20 protein-coding genes are annotated in these 21755 nt (G+C 71.2%); 5 read left to right on the forward strand and 15 right to left on the reverse strand.

Annotated features, from left to right (window positions below; genetic code table 11):
• Positions 1-37: 37 nt before the first annotated feature.
• The 4 genes from ACT2CW_RS27735 to ACT2CW_RS27750 all read left to right on the forward strand — a co-directional run bounded on the left by ACT2CW_RS27735 (position 38) and on the right by ACT2CW_RS27750 (position 5033).
• Positions 38-949: a 5'-3' exonuclease gene (locus ACT2CW_RS27735; RefSeq protein WP_445518741.1), complete on the forward strand. Its 912-nt coding sequence runs from the start codon at positions 38-40 to the stop codon at positions 947-949.
• A gap of 47 nt (positions 950-996) precedes the next feature.
• Positions 997-1878: a siderophore-interacting protein gene (locus ACT2CW_RS27740; RefSeq protein WP_445518591.1), complete on the forward strand. Its 882-nt coding sequence runs from the start codon at positions 997-999 to the stop codon at positions 1876-1878.
• 955 nt (positions 1879-2833) lie between these two features.
• Complete coding sequence (locus ACT2CW_RS27745; RefSeq protein ID WP_445518592.1) at positions 2834-3616, forward strand: IPT/TIG domain-containing protein; 783 nt, start codon at positions 2834-2836, stop codon at positions 3614-3616.
• A 154-nt stretch (positions 3617-3770) separates the two neighbouring features.
• A complete protein-coding gene (locus tag ACT2CW_RS27750; RefSeq protein ID WP_445518593.1) occupies positions 3771-5033 on the forward strand; it encodes an IPT/TIG domain-containing protein in 1263 nt (420 codons plus the stop codon).
• 23 nt (positions 5034-5056) lie between these two features.
• On the opposite strand, the gene ACT2CW_RS27755 is transcribed toward ACT2CW_RS27750, so the two are convergent.
• The 11 genes from ACT2CW_RS27755 to ACT2CW_RS27805 form a co-directional block, all read right to left on the reverse strand.
• Positions 5057-7879: a DEAD/DEAH box helicase gene (locus tag ACT2CW_RS27755; protein WP_445518594.1), complete on the reverse strand. Its 2823-nt coding sequence runs from the start codon at positions 7877-7879 to the stop codon at positions 5057-5059.
• A gap of 186 nt (positions 7880-8065) precedes the next feature.
• The gene (gene tatC / locus ACT2CW_RS27760) at positions 8066-9037 is read right to left on the reverse strand and encodes a twin-arginine translocase subunit TatC (protein WP_086883546.1); all 972 of its coding nucleotides are present in this window, start codon (positions 9035-9037) and stop codon (positions 8066-8068) included.
• A gap of 62 nt (positions 9038-9099) precedes the next feature.
• A complete protein-coding gene (gene tatA, locus ACT2CW_RS27765; protein WP_037956547.1) occupies positions 9100-9387 on the reverse strand; it encodes a Sec-independent protein translocase subunit TatA in 288 nt (95 codons plus the stop codon).
• Between the two features lie 251 nt (positions 9388-9638).
• Complete coding sequence (locus tag ACT2CW_RS27770) at positions 9639-9842, reverse strand: hypothetical protein (RefSeq protein ID WP_138911464.1); 204 nt, start codon at positions 9840-9842, stop codon at positions 9639-9641.
• A 10-nt stretch (positions 9843-9852) separates the two neighbouring features.
• Entirely contained in the window at positions 9853-10095 is a 243-nt protein-coding gene (locus ACT2CW_RS27775; protein WP_037956439.1) for a hypothetical protein, read from the reverse strand.
• A 13-nt stretch (positions 10096-10108) separates the two neighbouring features.
• A complete protein-coding gene (locus ACT2CW_RS27780) occupies positions 10109-11068 on the reverse strand; it encodes a helix-turn-helix transcriptional regulator (RefSeq protein WP_037956441.1) in 960 nt (319 codons plus the stop codon).
• Positions 11069-11088: 20 nt separating this feature from the next.
• A complete protein-coding gene (locus ACT2CW_RS27785; protein ID WP_086883549.1) occupies positions 11089-12054 on the reverse strand; it encodes a helix-turn-helix transcriptional regulator in 966 nt (321 codons plus the stop codon).
• Between the two features lie 114 nt (positions 12055-12168).
• A complete protein-coding gene (locus ACT2CW_RS27790; RefSeq protein ID WP_037956446.1) occupies positions 12169-12543 on the reverse strand; it encodes an FKBP-type peptidyl-prolyl cis-trans isomerase in 375 nt (124 codons plus the stop codon).
• A gap of 39 nt (positions 12544-12582) precedes the next feature.
• Entirely contained in the window at positions 12583-13578 is a 996-nt protein-coding gene (locus ACT2CW_RS27795; RefSeq protein WP_164426313.1) for an FKBP-type peptidyl-prolyl cis-trans isomerase, read from the reverse strand.
• A 113-nt stretch (positions 13579-13691) separates the two neighbouring features.
• Complete coding sequence (pafA, locus tag ACT2CW_RS27800; protein ID WP_037956452.1) at positions 13692-15053, reverse strand: Pup--protein ligase; 1362 nt, start codon at positions 15051-15053, stop codon at positions 13692-13694.
• Positions 15054-15062: 9 nt separating this feature from the next.
• Complete coding sequence (locus tag ACT2CW_RS27805) at positions 15063-16346, reverse strand: MFS transporter (RefSeq protein ID WP_445518595.1); 1284 nt, start codon at positions 16344-16346, stop codon at positions 15063-15065.
• A 513-nt stretch (positions 16347-16859) separates the two neighbouring features.
• On the opposite strand from ACT2CW_RS27805, the gene ACT2CW_RS27810 reads away from it, so the two are divergent.
• Positions 16860-17840 (forward strand): LacI family DNA-binding transcriptional regulator, encoded by a 981-nt coding sequence (locus ACT2CW_RS27810; RefSeq protein WP_445518742.1) that lies wholly within the window; start codon positions 16860-16862, stop codon positions 17838-17840.
• Positions 17841-17922: 82 nt separating this feature from the next.
• Here ACT2CW_RS27810 and prcA read toward each other — a convergent pair whose 3' ends face one another.
• The 4 genes from prcA to dop form a co-directional block, all read right to left on the reverse strand.
• Positions 17923-18690, reverse strand: a complete 768-nt coding sequence (gene prcA / locus ACT2CW_RS27815; protein ID WP_086879700.1) for a proteasome subunit alpha — start codon at positions 18688-18690, stop codon at positions 17923-17925.
• Between the two features lie 54 nt (positions 18691-18744).
• On the reverse strand, positions 18745-19590 hold the full coding sequence (gene prcB, locus ACT2CW_RS27820; RefSeq protein WP_445518596.1) for a proteasome subunit beta: 846 nt from the start codon (positions 19588-19590) through the stop codon (positions 18745-18747).
• A 109-nt stretch (positions 19591-19699) separates the two neighbouring features.
• Entirely contained in the window at positions 19700-19918 is a 219-nt protein-coding gene (locus ACT2CW_RS27825) for a ubiquitin-like protein Pup (RefSeq protein ID WP_020872584.1), read from the reverse strand.
• A 135-nt stretch (positions 19919-20053) separates the two neighbouring features.
• Entirely contained in the window at positions 20054-21565 is a 1512-nt protein-coding gene (dop, locus tag ACT2CW_RS27830; protein ID WP_445518597.1) for a depupylase/deamidase Dop, read from the reverse strand.
• Between the last annotated feature and the right edge of the window lie 190 nt (positions 21566-21755).

Consider the following 21755-nt stretch of genomic DNA (forward strand, 5'->3'; position numbering starts at 1 on the left):
GGGGTAGTGCATAGTCGGGATCGTGACGCGACGCCTGATGCTCCTCGACACCGCCTCCCTCTACTTCCGAGCCTATTTCGGGGTCCCTGACTCCGTCCGGGCCCCCGACGGCACGCCGGTGAACGCCGTGCGCGGGCTCCTGGACTTCATCGCCCGGCTCGTCCAGGACCACCGCCCGGACGACCTGGTGGCCTGCATGGACTTCGACTGGCGCCCGGCCTGGCGGGTCGCCCTGATCCCCACGTACAAGGCCCACCGGGTGGCCGAGGAGGCCCCGGAGGGGGCCGGGGTGGACCAGGAGGAGGTGCCGGACACCCTCTCCCCGCAGGTCCCGGTGATCGACGAGGTGCTGGACGCGATCGGCATCGCCCGGGTCGGCGCCGCGCACTACGAGGCGGACGATGTGATCGGCACCCTCACCGGCCGGGCGGCCGGCCCGGTCGACATCGTCACCGGCGACCGCGATCTGTTCCAGCTGGTGGACGACGCGCGCGGGGTGCGGGTGCTGTACCCCGTCAAGGGCGTGGGCACCCTCCAGGTCGTCGACGACTCCTACGTCCGTGAGAAGTACGGAGTGACCGGCCGGGGGTACGCGGAGCTGGCGCTGCTGCGCGGCGACCCCAGCGACGGGCTGCCGGGGGTGCCCGGCGTCGGCGAGAAGACCGCGGCCAAGCTGCTGGCCGCCCATGGCGACCTGGCCGGGATCATGGCCGCCGTCGACGACCCCGCCGCCAAGCTGACCCCCACCCAGCGCAAGCGGCTGGCCGAGGCGCGGGCGTATGTCGAGGTCGCCCCGAAGGTGGTCCGGGTCGCCTCGGACGTGGCGCTTCCCGCCTTCGACCCGACGCTGCCGCGGTCACCGCGCGACCCTGGAGCCGTGGCGGCGCTGGCGGAGCGCTGGGGATTGGGCGGATCTTTGCGCAGGCTGCTGTCCACTCTTGAGGAATGAGCTGTTAGGTTAGGTAAACCTAACTCTTGTTGATCAGGGAGGTCGCCATGGCGGACCGTCCGGCCCGTAAGACGCGCACGCCGCATCGCGCACAGGTGGTGCGCACCGACCGGCTGACCCCGCACATGGTGCGGGTCGTCCTGGGCGGCGACGGCCTCGCCGATTTCCATGCGGGCGAGTGGACCGATCACTACATCAAGCTGCTCTTCCCGACCGGGGGCGCCGTCTACCCCGAGCCGTTCGACCTGGAGCGGATCCGTGCCGAGTTCCCGCGCGAGCAGTGGCCGGTCACACGGACGTACACGGTACGGGCGTGGGACCCGGCCGCCCGGGAGCTGACGGTGGACTTCGTGACCCATGGCGACGAAGGGCTGGCCGGGCCGTGGGCCGCCCGGGTCCAGCCGGGCGAGGAGATCCACTTCATGGGGCCGGGCGGCGCGTACGCCCCCAGCGCCGAGGCCGACTGGCATCTGCTCGCGGGCGACGAGAGCGCGCTGCCCGCGATCGCCACGGCGCTGGAGCGGCTGACCGACAGCCGGGCGGACGGTGCGCCCGAGGTGCCGGTGCACGTGTTCATCGAGGTGGCGGACGCGACGGAGGAGCTCAAGGTCACCGCGCCCGAGGGGGTCCAGGTGAACTGGCTGCACCGGGGCGCGGCGCCGGTCGGCGAGGCGCTGGTGGCGGCCGTACGGGGGCTGGAGTTCCCGCCCGGGCAGATCCACGCCTTCGTCCACGGCGAGGCGGGCTTCGTGAAGGAGATCCGCCACCATCTGCGCCTGGAGCGCCAGATCCCGCGCGAGTGGCTGTCCATCTCCGGGTACTGGCGGCGCGGCCATGACGAGGACGGCTGGCAGGCGTCGAAGCGGGAGTGGAACCAGCAGGTCGAGGCGGAGCAGGAGGGCGCGGGGCCCGGGGAGGCCGCCGCGTAGGCGGCTGTCGCCGCGCGGAAGTCGTCGCGTAAGGGCACCGCACCGGCGCCGCGTGGGGGACGCGGCGCGCAGCAGGGCGTCACGCAGGGCGCCGCATCGGCGCCGCCGCAGGGGACAGGGCCCGCAGGGAATGCGGCGCGTAGAGGACCCGGCGCGCAGGGGGCACGGCGCGGAGAGGGCGTGGCGCACAGGCGACGCGGCCCGCAGCAGGGCGCCGCATCGGCGCCGCGTAGAGCGCGGCGCGTAGAGCGCGGCGCGTAGAGCGCGGCGCGTAGAGCGCGGCGCGTAGAGCGCGGCGCGTAGAGCGCGGCGCGTAGAGCGCGGCGCGTAGAGCGCGGCGCGTAGAGCGCGGCGCGTAGAGCGCGGCGCGTAGAGCGCGGCGCGTAGAGCGCGGCGCGTAGAGCGCGGCGCGTAGAGCGCGGCGCGTACGACCAGCAGGCCCCGGCCGGGAGCATCCGGCCGGGGCCTGGCGCGTGTGCCGACATCCGGCCGGGGCCGCCGCGCGTACCGCCTCGGCGGGCGCGGCCGAGCGACCGGCGTCGATCCGGCGGCTCGGAGGGCGCACTCCGGCTCGCGGGAGTTCACCGTAAAGGCTTGACATATCGTCATATGAGCTCCGTTCGAGCCTTTTTCGCACCTTCCCCACCTATCCCTCTTTTGGTTGACTCACATCGAGCGAGAGTTTCGGCACCACGGTGGCCTCGGCGCCGACCCGTTCCATGCATGACTCGCCCTCTTACGGCCGGCACCCGGGCACGAGTCGAATCCCCTCTCAAGTCGCCATCACCGGTCATGCGGTCCCCGCAGAAAGGCCATGGCGTCCCAGGCCCCCGAGGGTCCGTCCCCCCTTCCACCCCTCTGCGCGACGGAAGCCGGTGCGGGCAACGGCCACGTGCCCATCCCGCCTCTCCCGGCACACCCGACCACAGCAAGACGATCGAACAGGAGAAAACTCATGCCCATCACCTCCCTCACCCCCAGTCAGGGCACGGTCGGCACCACCGTCAACATCAACGGCACCTCGCTGGGCACGACCGTCTCGGTGAACTTCGGCGGCGCCGTCGTCACCCCGACGGCGGTCTCCAACACCCTGGTCACCTTCGTGGTCCCCTCCTCCGCGCCGTGCTCGGGCCAGGTCTCGGTCAGCACCAACCTGTCGAACGGAACCAGGACCAACTCGGTGCCGTTCTTCGTCATCGTGAAGCCGACGACCACCGGGCTGGGCGAGACCTGCCTGCCCGCCACCGGTGGTGCGCTCACGGTCTTCGGCACCGGCTTCGCGGCCGGAGGCACCGTCAACGTGGGCGCGCTCACTCCGGTCGCCTTCGCCGCCGGCGGCAGCAACACCTCGGTCACCGTCACCGCTCCGGCCCACACCCCGGCCGGCTGCTTCGACACCCAGCAGGTCACGGTCACTACAGCAGGCGGCGCAAGCACCACGGGGATCACCCAGATCGACTACTACAACGCTCCGTCCCTGGCCGCCGCCACGCTGACCCCTGCCACGGGCCCGGCGGGGACCGAGACCACCATCTCGGGCGCCACCTGCCTCATCGGCATCACCGACGTGACGTTCACCGACTCGGCGGCCACCGCCTTCACGGGCCTGGCCTTCACCCCCATCGACGCCACGTCCATCGTCACCGCGGTGCCCGCCGCGGCAGCCGCGGGCGCCGGGGCCTTCACGGTCACCACCTGTGGTGGCACATCCGGCCCCGCCACCTTCACCGTCACCTGATCCACCGACCGCGGGCGGGCAAGCCCCGCACGGCCATCCCCCGGGCCAGCACCCTCCCGCATGGCACACGGTGATTTCCGATCCCCCGTGCCCTGGCCGACGTCCCGCCGGTCAGGGCACGGCCGTCCGCACGGCTCAAGAAGGAGAAGGGCTCATGGCCCCCGTAGTGACCAGTGTCAGCCCCGCACAAGGCAATCCGGCCGGGGGCACCCCTGTCACCATCAATGGTTCCGGCTTCATCGGCGCCACCGTGGTCAGGTTCGGTCCGAATCTCGCCACCAACGTGGTCGTCGTGAGCAACACACAGATCACGGCAAGGACTCCGCCGGGAAGCGGCACTGTCAAGGTCACGGTCACGGGGCCGACGGGCACCAGCACGCAGAACGTGTTCTTCACCTATACGACGGTCGCGGCTCCGGTGCTCACCACGCTCGCCCCGACCTCGGGGCCCACCGGCGGCGGCAATACGGTCACCATCACCGGCACCAACCTCGCCGGCGCCACCCAAGTCCTCTTCGGCGCCACCCCGGCCACGATCCTCACCAACACCGCCACCCAGATCACCGTCACCGCGCCCGCGGGCACCGGCACCGTCAATGTCGCCGTCACCACCCCGGGCGGCACCAGCAACTCACTCCCCTACACCTACACCACGGTCTCCGCCCCCACCCTCACCAGCCTCAGCCCCGCCTCCGGCCCCACCTCCGGCGGAAACACCGTCACCATCACCGGCACCAACCTCACCGGCGCCACCCAAGTCCTCTTCGGCGCCACCCCCGCCACCATCCTCACCAACACCGCCACCCAGATCACCGTCAGCGCGCCGGCGGGACCGGCGTCGGTGGTGAACGTGATCGTCACCACGCCGGGGGGCAGCAGCAATCCGCTGTCGTACATCTATGTCGCCGCCCCGGTCGTCACCGGTGTGAGCCCGCAGTTCGGTCCGGACACCGGCGGCAACTCCGTCACCATCACCGGCAGCGGCCTGGCCCTGGCGAGCGCCGTCCACTTCGGCCCCAGCCCCGCCACCGGCTTCACCGTGATCTCCGACAACCAGCTGACGGCGACCGCTCCTCCCGGCACCGGCACGGTCGTGGTCACCGTGACCACACCGGGCGGCACCAGCACTCTGGGCCCGGGGAACCCGTACTACACCTATCTCGGCGCCCCGGTGATCAATTCGCTGATCCCGGACGAGGGTTCGTCGCTGGGCGGCGACTCGGTCACGATCAACGGCTCCAACCTCACCTACACCGACGCCGTGACCTTCGGCGGAGTCCCGGCCTCCTTCAGCGTCCTCTCGGACAACCTGGCCGTGGCGACGGCTCCGGCCCATGCGGCCGGAACCGTCAACGTTCAGCTCCACACCCCCGCGGGCAACAGCAACACCCTCCCCTTCACCTACGATCCGGCCTGAGCCCACCGCGGTGGGCGACGGGCTCAGCCGACCGAGGAGTACGCCACGACTCCGCGCAGCAGCCCGTCGACCGCGCGGCGGGCGCTGCGCGCCACCGTGCCCTCGGGGGCCGCGGCGGCGATCTGGCCGAGCACATCGATCAGTTGCTTGGTCCAGCGCACGAAGTCACCGGCGGGCATGTCGATTTCGCGCAGCAGCTCGTCGAGCCCGTGGCCGGACGCCCAGCGGTAGGCGGCCCAGGCGAAGCCCAGATCCGGCTCGCGCTGGCCGACGCCCTCCGCCTGGTTGATCTTGTGCTCCTCCTCCAGGGCGTCCAGCCGGCCCCATATGCGCACCATCTCGCCGAGCGCGTCCTTGGCGCGGCCCGTGGGCAGCTTGGGCGGCAGCGCGTCATCGGCCGTCCGCGCCTCGTAGACGAGCGCGGAGGCACAGGCCGCGAGCTCGGCCGGGGGCAGCCCCTCCCAGACGCCCTCGCGCAGGCACTCGCTGGCCAGCAGGTCCAGCTCGCCGTACAGCCGCGCCAGCCGTCTGCCCTCGGCCGTGACCTCGTCGCCGTGCAGATAACCGAGCTCGCTCAGCAGGGAGCAGATCCGGTCGAAGGTGCGGGCGATGGTGTTCGTACGGCCCTCGATGCGCCGCTCCAGCTGCCGGGTGTCGCGCAGCAGCCGGTGGTAGCGCTCGCCCCAGCGGGCGTGGTCCTCGCGGTCGCTGCACCCGTGGCAGGGGTGGGCCCGGATGGCCGCGCGCAGCCTGCTGATCTCGGTGTCGTCGGCGGCGGGCGAGCGCTCCTTGCGGTGGCGCCGCATATCGTGGTGGCCCGCCTTGGTGCGCAGCGCGGAGGCCAGATCGCGGCGCGACTGGGGGCTGCGCGGATTGAACGACTTGGGGATCCGCATCCGGTCCAGCGGCTCGACCGGGACCGGGAAGTCGATCGACGCCAGCCGCTTGACCTGCCGCTCGGCGGTGAGCACCAGGGGCCGCGGCCCGTCGTGGTACTCCATGCCCCGGTGGCCGCCCACCCGCCCGGCGGGCAGCCCGGGGTCCAGCACCAGGGCGAGCCCGGCGAACTTGCCGGTGGGCACATGGATGACATCGCCGGGGCGCAGCTTCTCCAGGGCGACCGCGGCGGCCGCGCGCCGCTGGGCCGCGCCCTGCCGGGCCAGCTCGGTCTCGCGGTCCTTCAGCTCGCGGCGCAGCCGCGCGTACTCGTCGAAGTCGCCGAGGTGGCAGGTCATGGAGGCGCGGTAGCCCTCCAGGCCCTCCTCGTTGCGCTGCACCTGACGGGAGATCCCGACGACCGCCTTGTCGGCCTGGAACTGCGCGAAGGAGGTCTCCAGCAGCTCGCGCGAGCGGTGCCGCCCGAACTGGGAGACCAGGTTGACCGCCATGTTGTACGACGGCTTGAAGGAGGAGCGCAGCGGATACGTACGCGTGCCGGCCAGCCCGGCGAGCGCCGCGGGGTCCATGGTGCGCTGCCACAGCACCACCGCATGGCCCTCGACGTCGATACCGCGCCGCCCGGCGCGGCCGGTCAGCTGGGTGTACTCCCCGGGGGTGATGTCGACGTGCTGCTCGCCGTTCCACTTGACGAGCTTCTCCAGCACCACCGAGCGGGCGGGCATGTTGATGCCGAGGGCGAGGGTCTCGGTGGCGAAGACCGCCTTGACCAGGCCGCGGACGAAGAGCTCCTCGACAACTTCCTTGAAGGTGGGGAGCATTCCGGCGTGGTGGGCCGCGATGCCCCGCTCCAGGCCCTCGAGCCATTCGAAGTACCCCAGCACATGCAGGTCTTCGTCGGGGATCCCGGCGGTGCGCTCCTCGACGATGGCTCGCACCCGGGAGCGCGCCGACTCGTCGTTGAGCCGCAGCCCCGCGTGGAGACACTGCTGGACGGCGGCCTCGCAGCCGGCCCGGCTGAAGATGAAGGTGATGGCCGGAAGCAGCCCCTCGGCATCGAGCCGGTCGATCACCTCGGGGCGGCCGGGGGTCCAGATCCGGCTGCGCTGACGGCGCTCGCGCTCCCGGTCGGCCTCACGCATATTGCGGCCGCGGCGCTTGTCGCGGCCGAAGGAGGGGCGGCTGTTCTCCATCCGGGCCAGCCGGACCAGATCGGGGTTGACCTCGCGGCGCCCGCCCTGGTCGCCGTCCTGGCCGTGCTTCTCCTCGAACAGGTCGTACATCCGGCGCCCGGCCAGCACGTGCTGCCACAGCGGCACCGGACGGTGCTCGGAGACGATGACCTCGGTGTCGCCGCGGACGGTGTCCAGCCAGTCGCCGAACTCCTCGGCGTTGGAGACGGTCGCGGAGAGTGACACCAGCGTCACCGACGCGGGGAGGTGGATGATGACCTCCTCCCACACCGCGCCGCGGAACCGGTCGGAGAGGTAGTGGACCTCGTCCATCACCACATAGCCGAGGCCGAGCAGCGACTGGGAACCGGCATAGAGCATGTTCCGCAGCACCTCGGTGGTCATCACGACCACCGGGGCCTCGGAATTGACGCTGTTGTCCCCGGTGAGCAGGCCGACCTGATCGGCGCCGTAGCGCTTCACCAGGTCGGTGTACTTCTGGTTCGACAGCGCCTTGATGGGCGTGGTGTAGAAGCACTTGCGGCCCTGGGTCAGCGCCAGGTGGACGGCGAACTCGCCCACGATGGTCTTGCCCGAGCCGGTGGGAGCGGCGACCAGCACACCCTTGCCGCTCTCCAGGGCCTTGCACGCCTCGATCTGGAACGGGTCCAGCTCGAAGTCGTACATCTCGCGGAAGGGGGCCAGCGCGGTGGCCTGCTCGGCGGCCCGGGCGCGGGACGCCGCATAGCGCTCGGCGGGAGATAGCTCGTCGGTCATCGTATCTACGAGCCTACCGGCCACCTCCGACAGCGCACGCGATCTTTGTCGGGGCTTTGTTCGGCCCGCCGGACCGGGCCGCACGGCAAGCCGCCCGCCGGGCCGCCCGAGGGGCGGCCACAGGCGGGCGGGTGTGACCGGGTACGGCCGGAGATGCCGGACACTGCGGCGGACGGCCGGATACGGCTATGTGACGTCGTCGTAGCCGTTGCGCCGAGTGGGACCGGAGTCGTCCCCGTCGGTGAGCTCCGGCCTGGCGCTGGGCGCGGCCACGGCCTCGGGGGTCAGATCCAGCTGGGACGCCTCGTCGTCGCTCAGGCCGAAGTCCGGGTCGGCTTCCCGGCGGCGCGCCTTGCGCCGGTCGTTGAGCAGCGAGACGCCGACGGCGCCGAAGTAGAGCACGACGACCGGCCCGGCCAGGGCGAACATGCCGATCGGGTCGGTGCTGGGAGTGGCGATGGCGCCGAAGACCGTGATCCCCATGATCATGGCGCGCCACCAGCCGAGCATCCGGCGTCCGCTGAGGATGCCGGTGAAGTTCAGCAGGATCAGCAGCAGCGGAAGCTCGAAGGCGAGCCCGAAGACGACGACCATCCGGGCCAGCAGATCGAGGAAGTCGTCCAGCGGGAGGAGGTTGTTGGCCCCCTCCGGGGTGAAGCCGATGAGGACCTTGGCGCTGGTCGGCAGGATCAGGTACGCGAAGTACGCGCCGCCGACGAAGAGCGGGACGCCGAGCCCGACGAAGAACAGGCCGTACTTCTTCTCGTTGCGGTGCAGCCCGGGCGCGAGGAAGGCCCACAGCTGGTAGAGCCAGACCGGAGTGGCCACCACCAGACCGGTCGTGAAGGAGACCTTCAGCATGATCGTGAACGGCGACAGCAGACCGTTCACGGTGAAGTAGGCGCAGTCGTGACCCTTGCCCCCCGCGCCTCCCTTGCCGGTGAGGTCGGAGAACGAGACCCCGCCACAGCCGACGGCGTCCAGCACCGGCCGCATCAGGAACTTCGCGATGTCCATGTAGTAGAACATCGCGATGATCGTGATCACACAGATCGCCAGGACCGATTTGAGCAGCCGGTTGCGCAGCTCACGCAGGTGCTCGGAGAGGGGCATCCGCCCCTCGGGGTCCTTCTCCTTCTTGCGGGCAGACTTGAGCAACCCACGTCCTCATCTCGTGCGTCCGGTGACGGCCCTTCGCGCCGCCTTCAAGTGGCCCTGGGTCAGCGCTTGGTGGTGTCGCTCGGCTCCGACACCGGGCGCGAGCTGGTCACGTCTCCGGGCGCGGCCTGGATGGTGCGGTGAGTGGCGTCGTCCTGACCGGGGTGGGGCGGGTCGGCCGGCGCGCTCTGCTGCTGGCCGTCCGACTTCATGGCCTTCGCCTCGCTCTTGAGGATCCGGGCCGACTTGCCCAGCGAGCGCGCCATGTCCGGAAGCTTCTTGGCACCGAACAGCAGCAGCACGACGACAAGGATGAGGAGAATCTCGGGAACGCCGATCTTTCCGAACAGCATAAGCGTCTACCTTCTCACCGAGGCGGCTGGGGGGTGGGGCTGCCCGACCGGTCGGACAGGTGTCCGGCAGCCGTGCTGTCAGCGATCGTAGCGCGCGGGGGTAAACCGTAAGCAATCCCCGTGCGGACTCCGGGTTGCGGCCCTCCGCCTCGTTTCCGGGGCCACGAATTGTCAGCGTACCCCGCTTGGCCGTGGGGCAGCAGAGTGCCCATCAGCCGCAGCGGTCACCGCCGCCGCGGAGCGGCCCCTCACTGCCGGCGCAGAGCGTCGACGGTCGACCCCAGCGGAGCCGAGGCCCGCTCCAGGTCCTCCGCGGCCCGGGTGATCCGCTCCGAGCTGGCCGAGACCTGCCGGGCCAGCCTGCGGACCTCCGTGTGGACCCGCACCGAGAGCACGGCGAGAACGGCGATTCCGCAGAAGGCGAGGGCGAGGGCGAGCATCGGCCAGAGCATGCGGCAGAGCCTAGACGGTGGAGTGGAGCCGCAGTGTACGCACCCCGCCGCCGGTGAGCAGCTCCACGATCCGCTCCCCCGCCGGTTTGCGCACCGCGGTGCCGCAGTCGGGGCAGGTGAAGGAGTAGAAGGTGGTGCGGTGGCTGGCCCCGATGGCCAGCCGCAGGGCGCCCGCGGCCAGCTCGAACCGGCCGCGGCACTGCGGGCACGCCGCCTTGAAGATCACCGACGTGGCACTTCCCCGTGCGGTCACTGTGTGCCTCCCTTCACTCACCGTACGCCGCGAGCGCCTGCCGCGCCGCGTCCCGAGCACTGTCCGCCAGCTCCTGCGGCGAGACGATCCTGCCGTCCCTGCCCAGCCGCAGCGCCAGGCGCCGCAGCGAGCCGGGGTCGGGCGCGCGCAGCGTGATCCGGAGGCCGCCGTCGGGCAGCTCATCGGCGCTGTCGTGCGGGTAGTACTCGGCCACCCAGCGCCCGCCGGGGCCGACCTCGACCACCACCTCGGGGTCCTCGGCGCCGGTCTGCACCAGCGCGGAGGACAGCTCCGACAGGTCGCGCAGCTCGATCGGCGGCGGATCGGAGGCGTCGTCCAGCAGCTTGATCTCGACGACCCGGTCCAGCCGGAAGGTCCGCCGCGCCTCGGAGAGGCGGCACCACGCCTCCATGTAGGTGCGGCCGACGGCGAAGAGCCGGATCGGGTCGACCTCGCGCTCGGTGACCTCGTCCCGCGCGGGTGAGTAGTAGCGCAGCCACAGCCTGCGGCGCTCGGAGATGGCGCGGTCGACGTCGGCGAAGACCCCGCCCTCCGACTCGAAGATCACCGAGAGCCGGGAGCTGGCGCCCGCCGCCTCGCCCGCCGCGGCCTCCAGCTTGGCGGTGGCCCGCAGCAGCGCGTCCCGGTCGCCCTCGCGCAGCCCGGGGAGGGTGGCGACGGCGCGGGCGGCGACCAGCAGCGCGGTGGCCTCGTCGGCGGCCAGCCGCAGCGGCTCGGCCACGTCATCGGGGTTGTGCCACCAGATCCGCTCGCCGTCGGTGTCGATGTCCATCAGATCGCCGCCGCGGAAGCTGGTGCCGCACAGCGGCAGCACATCCAGGTCGGCGATCAGCTCGTCCTCGCTGATGCCGAAGGCCCGGGCGACGTCGGCGACGCGGGCGCCGGGGCGCTCGCGCAGATACGTCACCAGGGAGAGCATCCGCCGGGTCTGGTCAATGGCGTTTCCGGCCATGATGAAGTAGATCCGTCCCCTCAGCCCTTGGCGACCGCGCGCAGCCGGTCCACGACATCCGCCCGCAGCTCCTCGGGCGCCAGTACGACCACGTCCGGGCCGAACTCCACGAGCCAGGCGTCCAGGCCGTGCCCGTACGGAATCTCCAGCTCGTCCCAGCCGTCGCCGGCCTCCCGGGTGGACAGCGCCTTGGCCCGCAGCGGATAGCCGTGGCCCGAGCGCAGCCGGATCCGGGCGGTGCCGTTGGCCGTCTCGCCCGCCCAGCTCTCCACGGTCTCCCGGACGGTGACGTGGTCGGGCACCTCGGCGGTGAACGCGCCGGACCGCAGCCGGACCCGGCCGGTGATCCGGGAGAGCCGGAAGACCCGCTCGGCGGCGCGGTCACGGTCCCATCCGGCGAGATACCAGTGGCCGCGCCAGCACTCCAGGGTCCAGGGCTCGACCTGCCGCTGCTCGGGGCGCGCGGCGTTCGCCTTGCGGTAGTCGAAGACGACGGGGCGGCGGTCGCGGCAGGCGAGCATCAGCGGTTCGAAGGCGCTCTCATGGACCGGGATACGCGGCTCCAGCGCGCTGTGACCGGGCGTGTCGTACGGATCCTCGGCGACCGGCATCCCGGCGGCGCGCAGCTTCTGCAACGCGCCGCTTGCGGCTCCCGCGAGCCGGGCCTGCTGCCAGACCTTGGCGGCGAGGCCGAGGGCGGCGGCCTCCTCGGCGTCGAGGGTGATCGGCGGGAGGCGGTTGCTGTCCCGGCGGGCGAGATAGCCGGTCTCGCCGTCGAGGCCCTCCACCGTCTCGATGATCAGGCCGAGTTCACGCAGATCGTCCTTGTCGCGTTCGAACATGCGGTTGAACGCTTCGTCATTGGCCGTGTCGGTCTGGAGGTACGCCTCTATGGAGCCCCGCAACTCCCGTTTGGTCAGCGGACGCCGCGTTCCCAGCAGGCACAGGGCCAGGTTCATCAACCGCTCGGCCTTGGCAATCGCCATCGACGCCCTTTCTTTGTGACCTTAACGACGTGACCGTACCGCTACCGGCACGCGCGGCAAAAGCCGAGGGCCCCCGCTCACCGGCAGGAGCCCTCGGCGCGACGGACGGCCGTCTCAGACCGAGATCAGGTCGCAGACGAAGATCAGCGTCTCGCCCGGCTTGATCCGGCCACCACCGGCGCCCCGGTCGCCGTAGCCGAGGTGCGGCGGGACGATGAGCTGACGGCGGCCGCCGACCTTCATCCCCTGGAGGCCCTGGTCCCAGCCGGAGATGACCTGGCCCACGCCGAGCTGGATCCGCAGCGGAGTGCCGCGGTTGTAGCTCGCGTCGAACTCCTCACCCGTGCTGAAGGAGACGCCCACATAGTGCACGGCGATGTTGTCGCCGGCCTTGGCCACGGGCCCGTCGCCCTCCCAGATCTCCTTGATCTCCAGCTCGGCCGGCGGCTCGCCGCCCGGGAAGTCGACCTCGGGCTTCTCGATGCTCACGAAATTGCTCCTTGTGACGTGGTGGGCAACCCGCACAGGCTACAGAACCGCCAGGATGTCCACGGAGAACACCAGCGTGGAGTTGGCGGGGATGCCCTTCTGGGCCGCCTTGCCGTAGCCCAGGTCCGGGGGCACGACGATCAGCACCCGGCTGCCCACCTTCTTCCCCGTCAGCCCCTGCGACCATCCCTTGACGACCTGCTGGAGCGAGAACTGGGCGAGCTCGCCGCGCTTGTAGGTGGAGTCGAACTCCTTGCCGCCGTCCCACAGCACCCCCCGGTACTGGACGAGCAGCGCGTCGGTCTTCTTGACCTCCTTGCCGTCACCCTCGATGACGTACTCGGAGACCAGCTTCTTCGGCGCGGACTTCTTGGGAACGGTGATGGTGGGCGCCTTGCCGTCGGTGTTGGCGGACACCTTGGGCAGGTCGGCGTCGGTCTGGTCCACCTTGCTGCCCTTGGCCGAGCTCTTGGCGTTGTAGGCGCCGACGAGGTCGATGACGAAGACCAGCGTGTCGGTGCCCTTGATACCGGCCTGCGGCTGGCCCTGCTTGCCGTAGGCGTACGCGGGCGGGACGGCCAGCTCCAGCCGGCTGCCGAGGTTCCGGCCCAGCAGTCCCTGGTCCCAGCCCGGGAGGACCTGGCCCTTGCCGATCGGGAACGCGGCGGTCTTCTTCTTGTCGAAGGTGTTGTCGATGACCTTCCCGGTGTCCCAGATCTGCGCCAGGTAGTTGATCTGGAGCCAGTCGCCCTTGACCGTCTTCTTGCCGTCGCCCTGGCTGATCGTCTTGACCGCGAGACTCTGCGGGGGCTTCCCCGAGCCCTTGGCGACCTTCGGCTTCTCACCGAACTTCTTACCCGCGGTAATGGCCGGCACCGGGCCGGAGACGATCTTGCCGCTGGGGGCGGGTGAGGGACTCTGGTTCGTCGGCTCCTGGGACGGCTTGGTCTTGTCGGACCCTGACTTTTCGTCACCGCAGCCCGCGAGTGTCAGCAGGCCCGCGGGCACGGCAAGGAGTACGGAGCGTCGACGCACGGAGTCCTCGTTAGGTAGATCTTGAGATGGCCAGTGCGCGCCACTCTACGACGTGACTCGGGCCCCGTCCGGAGAACGCACGGGGCCCGAGGGGAAGGTAAGCCGTACGCCGGTCACATACCGGCGATCAGCTTCTCCACCCGGTCGTCGACCGAGCGGAAGGGGTCCTTGCACAGCACGGTGCGCTGCGCCTGGTCATTGAGCTTGAGATGCACCCAGTCGACGGTGAAGTCGCGGCGCTGCTCCTGGGCCCGGCGGATGAAGTCGCCGCGCAGCCGGGCGCGGGTGGTCTGCGGCGGCACCGACTTGCCCTCGAAGATTTTCAAGTCGTTGCAGACCCGGGCCGCCTGGCCGCGCCTCTCCAGCAGGTAGTAGAGGCCACGGCGGCGGTGGATGTCGTGGTAGGCGAGGTCTATCTGGGCGATGCGGGGATGCGACATGGTGATGTTGTTCTTCGCCCGGTACTGCTCGATGAGCTGGTACTTCATCACCCAGTCGATTTCGGTGCCGATCCGGTCGAGCTCCTCGGTGCGGATCGCGTCGAGGGTGCGGCCCCACAGCTCGAGGACGCGCTCGACCATGCCGGTGCGGATGCCCCGGCGCTCGCAGAAGTCGACGGCCTTCTCGTAGTACTCCTGCTGCACCTCCAGGGCGGACGCCTCGCGCCCGCTGGCGAGCCGCACCTTGCGCTGCCCGGTGATGTCGTGGCTGACCTCGCGGATCGCCCGGATGGGGTTCTCCAGGGTCAGGTCGCGCATCACCGTGCCCGCCTCGATCATGCGGAGCACCAGGTCGGTGGCGCCGACCTTGAGCAGCATGGTGGTCTCGGACATGTTGGAGTCGCCCACGATGACATGCAGCCGGCGGTAGCGCTCGGCGTCGGCGTGGGGTTCGTCGCGGGTGTTGATGATCGGCCGGGAACGGGTGGTGGCGGAGCTGACGCCCTCCCAGATGTGCTCGGCGCGCTGGCTGACGCAGTAGACCGCGCCGCGGGGGGTCTGGAGGACCTTGCCCGCGCCGCACAGGAGCTGTCGCGTCACCAGGAACGGGATGAGAATGTCGGCGAGCCGGGAGAACTCCCCGTGCCGTGCCACCAGATAGTTCTCGTGGCAGCCGTAGGAGTTGCCCGCGGAGTCGGTGTTGTTCTTGAAGAGATAGACGTCGCCCGCGATTCCCTCCTCGTGCAGGCGGCGCTCCGCGTCCACGAGCAGACCTTCGAGAATGCGCTCGCCCGCTTTGTCGTGGGTGACCAGCTCGGTCACGTTGTCACACTCGGGTGTCGCGTATTCCGGGTGCGAGCCCACGTCGAGATAGAGGCGGGCGCCGTTGCGCAGGAAGACATTGCTGCTGCGGCCCCAGGAGACGACACGGCGGAAGAGGTACCGCGCCACTTCGTCAGGAGACAACCGGCGCTGTCCCCTGAATGTGCACGTGACGCCGTACTCGTTCTCCAGCCCGAAAATGCGGCGGTCCATGCCTGAACATTACGCCTGATGGCGTGGTCTGAAACCGGGTTCGGCGGCATGGTTGCGATCATTTTCCGCACGAGGTTCATCCGGTGTTCGGTACGCGGCCGGCCGGACGACGGGCCGCGGCCCGTCCAGGAGGAACCGCTGGGCCGCCAGCAGCACCGCCAGCGCGGCCGCGCCACCGGCCGCGGGCACCGCGAATCCGGGGGCCACCCCGCCGAACTGGACGGCGGGCCCGGCCACGGCGGTGCCGACCGCGTTGCCCACCACGAAGGTGGTCACCAGCCAGGAGAACGCCTCGGTGACCGTGCCGGACGGCGCGTGGCGGTCCACGACGACGAAGGCGCAGGCCAGTGCCGGGGCGAGGAACACGCCCGCCAGCCCGGCGAGGACGGTCATCGCGGCGACGCCCGGCACCAGTATCAGCGGCAGATAGCCCAGCGCCAGCGCGGCCACGAGCAGCCGCAGCCGCCGCTCGGGCGCGCCGGGCCAGGTGCGGCCGCCGTAGACGACGCCGCCGACCAGCGCACCCACGCCCAGGGCGGAGAGCAGCGCGCTGGAGACCACGCCGCCGCCGTGCTCGTCGGCGTACGCCACCGCGGCCACCGCGATCGCGCCGAGCGCGAGCCCGATGAAGAAGAACGAGCCGAGCAGCACCAGCAGCCCGGGCGAGCGCAGCGCGCCCAGCCAGTGCGCCTCGCGCGGCGCGGAGCGCCACTGCCGCGAGGGCCGCGAGACCACGACGGAGAGCGCGCCCGCGACCCCGACGGCGTTGATGACCAGCAGCGCGGCCGCCTCCGACCACACGGCCACGGACAGGGTGACCAGCAGCGGGCCGACCGCGAACATCACCTCCTGGGCCACGGCGTCCAGCGCGTACGCCGCGTGCACCTGGTCCTCGCGCCGCAGCACGGTGGGCCACAGCGCCCGCAGCCCGCCCTCCAGCGGCGGGGTGAACAGCCCGGCGATCAGCATCGCCGCGTACGCCACGGGCAGCGGCTCGACTCCGACGACGGCGAACAGGACCATCCCGAGCGCCGAGGCCACGGCGGCGGGGAGCATCACCCGGGGCTGGCCGAGGCGGTCCACGGCCCGGCCCAGCAGCGGCTGGCCCACCGCGTTGGCCGCGCCGTAGACGGCCGAGAGCGCCCCGGCGAGGGCGTAGCTGCCGCCCTCGGCGCGGGCGAAGAGCAGCACGGCGAGGGCGGCGGTGGCGTTCGGAAGCCGTCCCAGCAGCGTGCCGGTGAGCAGCCGTGCCGCATGTGGGGTGCGCAGCAGTTCCCCGTAGCCAGCCGCCATTGCCTGCCCCTTCCTGCGGGTTCCGGTGGATTCCGGTCCGTTGTCGCGAGCGCGTCGCGGGTCGTGGATGACGTTGTACGTATAACGTCCAGCGTCATACGTACCATGGCCGCCACCGCGGGTCCACTCGCGGACCGGAAATGAAACCTGCGGCCGGCCGTACGGCGACCGAGGGGAGCGGAGGCGATGGTGGCGAGCGCGGACCGCGCCCACGCGGCGGGCGGGGCCCCCCGGAGAGGTTCCCGGGGAACCGGCCGGACGGGTGAGTCCGCGCGGCGCGGGGACCCGGGCGGCGGCGGGCCGGCTCCGGGCGGCGGCGGGGCAGGCGCGGGCAACAGCGGAACGGGCACGGGCAACCGCGGGGCGGGCACGGGCAGCGGCGGGGCGGGCACGGGCAGCAGCGGAACGGGCACGGGCAACCGCGGGGCGGGCACGGGCAGTGGCGGAACGGCCGAGGGCAGCGGCGGGGCGGGCGCGGGACGACCGGCGGCCGGACGGGCGACGAGCCGGGATGTGGCGCGCGCGGCGGGCGTGTCCCAGGCGACCGTCTCCCTGGTGCTCGGGGAGAAGTGGCCCGGACGGGTATCCGAGCGCACCGTGGAGACCGTGCGCGCCGCCGCGCGGGATCTCGGCTACCGCCCCAACCTCGCGGCCCGCAGCCTCCGGCTGGGCCGCACCAGGACCGTGCTGCTGGTGGTGCCCGCCCTCACGACCGAGTTCTTCGCCCGCGTCTACACCGGCGCCGAGCGGGTCGCCGCCGACCACGGCTTCGGCGTGGTGCTCTATCCGTCCCCCGAGGGCGTGGGCCCGGCCCGGGATCCGTTCGACTCGGCGCGCGCCTCGCTGGACGGGGTAATCGCCTCCTCCATGGCGGCCGACGCGCTGGTCGCGGTGCGCGGCGGCGGACTGCCGCTGGTGATGCTCGACAGCGACCCGGACAACGCGGCCGCGGCGGCCACGGTCAACCTCGACATCGCGGACGGGGCGCGGCAGGTGGCCGGGCATCTGCTGGGGCTCGGCCACCGCCGGGTGGCCCATCTCGCGGCGGCGGTGGACTCCTGGACCTTCCGGGTACGCGCCCGGGCGCTGGCGGAGGCGGTGGACGGGGTGCCGGGCGCCGGGCTGAGCGCCGAACCGGCGGGGCTGAGCGTCGAGGAGGGCCGCCGGGCCGCCGAGCGCGTCCTGGCCCGCCCCGGGCCCCGGCCGACCGCGCTCGTCTGCGACGACGACATCCTGGCCGCGGGCGCCTGCAAGGCGGCCCGGCGGCTGGGCCTGCGGATCCCGGACGACATCTCGGTGACCGGCTTCGACGATCTGGCCCTGGCCACGGCGGTGGAGCCGGAGCTGACCACGGTCCGGCTCCCGGCGGAGGCGGTGGGCGCGGCGGGTATGCGGGCCCTGATGACGCTCCTGGACGGCGAGACGCCCCAGGACACCGTGCTCCCCGTCGACCTGATCCCCCGAGGCTCCACGGCCGCTCCCCCACGGTCCTGACCCGGGCCCGGCCCCAAGACGCCACCGCCGCCCCGGTGGGCCGGGGCGGCGGTGGCGGAGCGACAGAACGGTGGCGGGTGGGTCAGTCCTCGGACTCCGAGGAGGACTCCTCCGGGGACTCGGCCGACGCCTCCGCGTCGGCCCCGCCCTCTCCGGGCTCCAGGAGCCGGGAGAGCTGGCCGCCCAGGACGCGCTTGAACTTGCGCTTCTGGGGGCGGGTGCGGTCCAGGACCGCGACCTCGAGCTGCTCGGCGGTGAGGCTGCGCTCCCCGCCGTTGTTGTCACGGGAGAGCGAGTCGACGGCCAGCTTGAGGGCCTCGGCAAGGGTCATGCCGTCCCGGTGGCGCTGGTCGAGGTAGCTGCTGATCTGGTCGGCGTTGCCACCGACGGCGACCGAGCCGTGCTCGTCCACGATGGAGCCGTCGTGCGGAAGCCGGTAGATCTGGTCGTCCTCGGGGCCCTCCCCGACCTCGGCGACGATCAGCTCGACCTCGTACGGCTTCTCGGCGGCGCTGGAGAAGATCGTGCCCAGGGTCTGGGCGTAGACATTCGCCAGCCCGCGGGCCGTGACATCCTCGCGGTCATAGGTATAGCCACGCAGATCGGCGTAACGGACACCGCCGATGCGCAGATTCTCGAATTCGTTGTACTTACCGACCGCCGCGAAGGCGATCCGGTCATAGATCTCGCTGACCTTGTGCAGCGCGCGGGACGGGTTCTCCGCAACGAAGACGATGCCGTCGGCGTACTGGAGCACGACCACGCTGCGGCCGCGCGCGATGCCCTTACGGGCGTATTCCGCGCGGTCGGCCATGGCCTGCTGAGGAGAAACATAGAACGGCGTCGTCACCGGCTGTCCGTCCCTTCTGTCATCGGCGAATGCATTCCGGTTGGGCCGTCCTGATCAGAGCAGGGCGGCGCGGGGGCCGTCCGGCTCTTCGAGGCGCCGTTCATGGATGGCGCGGGCGAGTTCGGACACCTCGTCCTCGCCGAACCTCTTGAAACCGTCCTCGGTGAGGGAGGTGACGATCGGATAAATGCGGCGGGCGAGATCCGGCCCTCCGGTGGCCGAATCGTCGTCGGCGGCGTCATAGAGCGCCTGGAGCACGGCCGTGGCGGCCTGCTCCTCGGTCGCGTCCTCGCGATAGAGCTTCTTGAGCGCGCCCCGGGCGAACATCGAGCCCGAGCCGGTGGCGGCGAAGCCGCGCTCCTCCGAACGCCCCCCGGTCACGTCGTAGGAGAAGATGCGGCCCTTCCCCCGGTCGACGTCCCACCCCGCGAAGAGCGGGACCACGGCGAGGCCCTGCATCGCCATGCCGAGGTTGCCGCGGATCATGGTCGACAGCCTGTTCGCCTTGCCCTCGAGCGAGAGCACGGTGCCCTCGACCTTCTCGAAGTGCTCCAGCTCCAGCTGGAAGAGCTTGACCATCTCCACCGCGATACCGGCGGTCCCCGCGATCCCGACCGCCGAGAACTCATCGGCGGGGAAGACCTTCTCGATGTCACGCTGCGCGATGACATTGCCCATGGTGGCGCGGCGGTCACCGGCGAGCACCACGCCGCCGGCGAAGGTCACCGCCACGATGGTGGTGCCGTGGGGGGCCTCGATGGCGCCCTGCACCGGGGGCAGCGGACGGTTCCCCGGGAGCAGCTCGGGCGAGTGCTCGCCCAGGAAGTCCATGAACGACGAGGAGCCGGGCGTCAGGAAGGCAGCCGGCAGACGCCCTGTGCTACGAGTGTTGGCTTCCACACGTTTCCTTCCACCAGATCTTGAAATGATGCACGGACCATACCCCTGGCCATGGAAGTCATCCGTCCTGCGTCCCCACCGCGGGGACGCAGGACGGAGAAGACGCGCCTTACTGCCCGCCCTTCTGGACGAAAGACCGCACGAAGTCCTCCGCGTTCTCCTCGAGCACGTCGTCGATCTCGTCCAGCACGGAGTCGACGTCGTCCGAGAGCTTCTCCTGCCGCTCCTTGAGGTCGTCCGCGGCCTGCGCGTCCTGCGTCTGCTCCTCGACCTCTTCGGTCGAGCGCGACGCCTTCTGCTGACCGCCGCCGGTGTCCTTGGTCGCCATTTCCCTCACCCCGCTCGGTTCGCCCGCTGATTCGATCGGTCTCAAGATCAGACCCTACAAGCAGGGTCCGACATCGGCCTCCCACTCGGTACAACGCACGGAGGCCACCTCGATGATTCCCGGCCCAAGGGCATTTCAGCCTCCGGACAGCACCCGGACCAGGTCCTCGGCCGTGCGGCAGCGGTCCAGCAACTCCTTGACGTGGTTGCGGGTGCCGCGCAGCGGCTCCAGGGTGGGAACCCGTTGCAGAGAGTCACGGCCCGGCAGATCGAAGATCACCGAGTCCCAGGAGGCCGCGGCCACGTCGTCCGCGTACTGCTCGAGGCAGCGGCCGCGGAAGTAGGCGCGGGTGTCCTCCGGGGGCTTGTTCTGGGCGCGTGCGATGTCCTGGTCGTCCAGCAGCCGCTTCATCTTGCCGCGGGCCACCAGCCGGTTGTACAGGCCCTTGTCCGGGCGTACGTCGGCGTACTGGAGGTCCACCAGGTGGAGCCGGGCCGCGTCCCACTCCAGGGCGTCGCGGCGGCGGTAGCCCTCGAGCAGCTCCCGCTTGGCGATCCAGTCCAGCTCGCCGGACAGGCTCATGGGGTCGCGCTCGAGCCGGTTCAGCACGTCCTCCCAGCGGGCCAGGACGTCCCGGGTCTGCTCGTCGGCGTCCGCCCCGTAGCGGTCCTCGACGTATTTCCGGGCCAGCTCGAAGTACTCCATCTGGAGCTGCACCGCGGTGAGCGTACGGCCGCTGCGCAGCGTGACGAGACGGCGCAGCGTCGGGTCGTGCGAGACCTGGTGCAGGGTGCGCACCGGCTGGTCCACCGCGAGGTCCACGGCGATAAAGCCGTCCTCGATCATCGACAGCACCAGGGCGGTGGTGCCCAGCTTGAGGTAGGTCGACAGCTCGGAGAGGTTGGCGTCGCCGATGATCACGTGGAGCCTGCGGTACTTCTCGGCGTCGGCGTGCGGCTCGTCGCGGGTGTTGATGATCGGGCGCTTGAGGGTGGTCTCCAGGCCGACCTCGACCTCGAAGTAGTCCGCCCGCTGGCTGATCTGGAAGCCGTGCTCATGGCCGTCCTGGCCGACGCCGACGCGGCCCGCGCCCGTGACGACCTGGCGGGAGACGAAGAAGGGCGTCAGGTGGCGCACGATGTCCGAGAAGGCGGTCTCCCGCTTCATCAGGTAGTTCTCATGCGTGCCGTAGGAGGCGCCCTTGTTGTCGGTGTTGTTCTTGTAGAGGTGGATGGACTGGCCACCGGGCAGCTCGGCGGCGCGCAGCGCGGCCTCGGCCATGATGCGCTCGCCGGCCTTGTCCCACAGCACCGCGTCCCGGGGGTTGGTGACCTCGGGGGCGGAGTACTCGGGGTGGGCGTGGTCCACATAGAGCCGAGCGCCATTGGTGAGGATCACATTGGCCAGGCCGATGTCCTCGTCCGTGAGCTGACTGGCGTCGGCGGACTCGCGCGCGAGGTCGAATCCGCGGGCGTCCCGCAGCGGGTTCTCCTCCTCGAAGTCCCAGCGGGCGCGGCGCGCCCGGTGCATCGCCGCCGCGTAGGCGTTGACGACCTGGGATGAGGTGAGCATGGCATTGGCGTTCGGGTGCCCCGGAACGGAGATCCCGTACTCCGTCTCGATTCCCATTACGCGCCGTACGGTCATGCGGCCCTCCTTGCCCCGCGCCGCCCCCGGCTGGGATCGGCGCTCAAGTACCGCTGCGCTCCCGGTCCATCTGCGGCCCCCGATCCCCCGTGCCGCGATACTGCGGTACCGAAGAGCCTAGAACGGCCAAGCGGTGCTGCGGAGATCATTACAGTCATTGCTCCGGTCGGGCTCGTAGGACTCATACGAA

Source organism: Streptomyces sp. NEAU-174 (genome assembly GCF_052665095.1).

Coding starts and splice junctions, on each gene's coding strand:
- ACT2CW_RS27735 (WP_445518741.1), top strand. CDS start 38: ATGCTCCTCGACACCGCCTCCCTCTACTTCCGAGCCTATTTCGGGGTC.
- ACT2CW_RS27745 (WP_445518592.1), top strand. CDS start 2,834: ATGCCCATCACCTCCCTCACCCCCAGTCAGGGCACGGTCGGCACCACC.
- ACT2CW_RS27805 (WP_445518595.1), bottom strand. CDS start 16,346: ATGGCGGCTGGCTACGGGGAACTGCTGCGCACCCCACATGCGGCACGG.
- ACT2CW_RS27770 (WP_138911464.1), bottom strand. CDS start 9,842: ATGCTCTGGCCGATGCTCGCCCTCGCCCTCGCCTTCTGCGGAATCGCC.
- ACT2CW_RS27825 (WP_020872584.1), bottom strand. CDS start 19,918: ATGGCGACCAAGGACACCGGCGGCGGTCAGCAGAAGGCGTCGCGCTCG.
- ACT2CW_RS27755 (WP_445518594.1), bottom strand. CDS start 7,879: ATGACCGACGAGCTATCTCCCGCCGAGCGCTATGCGGCGTCCCGCGCC.
- ACT2CW_RS27785 (WP_086883549.1), bottom strand. CDS start 12,054: ATGGCGATTGCCAAGGCCGAGCGGTTGATGAACCTGGCCCTGTGCCTG.
- ACT2CW_RS27780 (WP_037956441.1), bottom strand. CDS start 11,068: ATGGCCGGAAACGCCATTGACCAGACCCGGCGGATGCTCTCCCTGGTG.
- dop (WP_445518597.1), bottom strand. CDS start 21,565: ATGACCGTACGGCGCGTAATGGGAATCGAGACGGAGTACGGGATCTCC.
- ACT2CW_RS27740 (WP_445518591.1), top strand. CDS start 997: ATGGCGGACCGTCCGGCCCGTAAGACGCGCACGCCGCATCGCGCACAG.
- pafA (WP_037956452.1), bottom strand. CDS start 15,053: ATGGACCGCCGCATTTTCGGGCTGGAGAACGAGTACGGCGTCACGTGC.
- ACT2CW_RS27750 (WP_445518593.1), top strand. CDS start 3,771: ATGGCCCCCGTAGTGACCAGTGTCAGCCCCGCACAAGGCAATCCGGCC.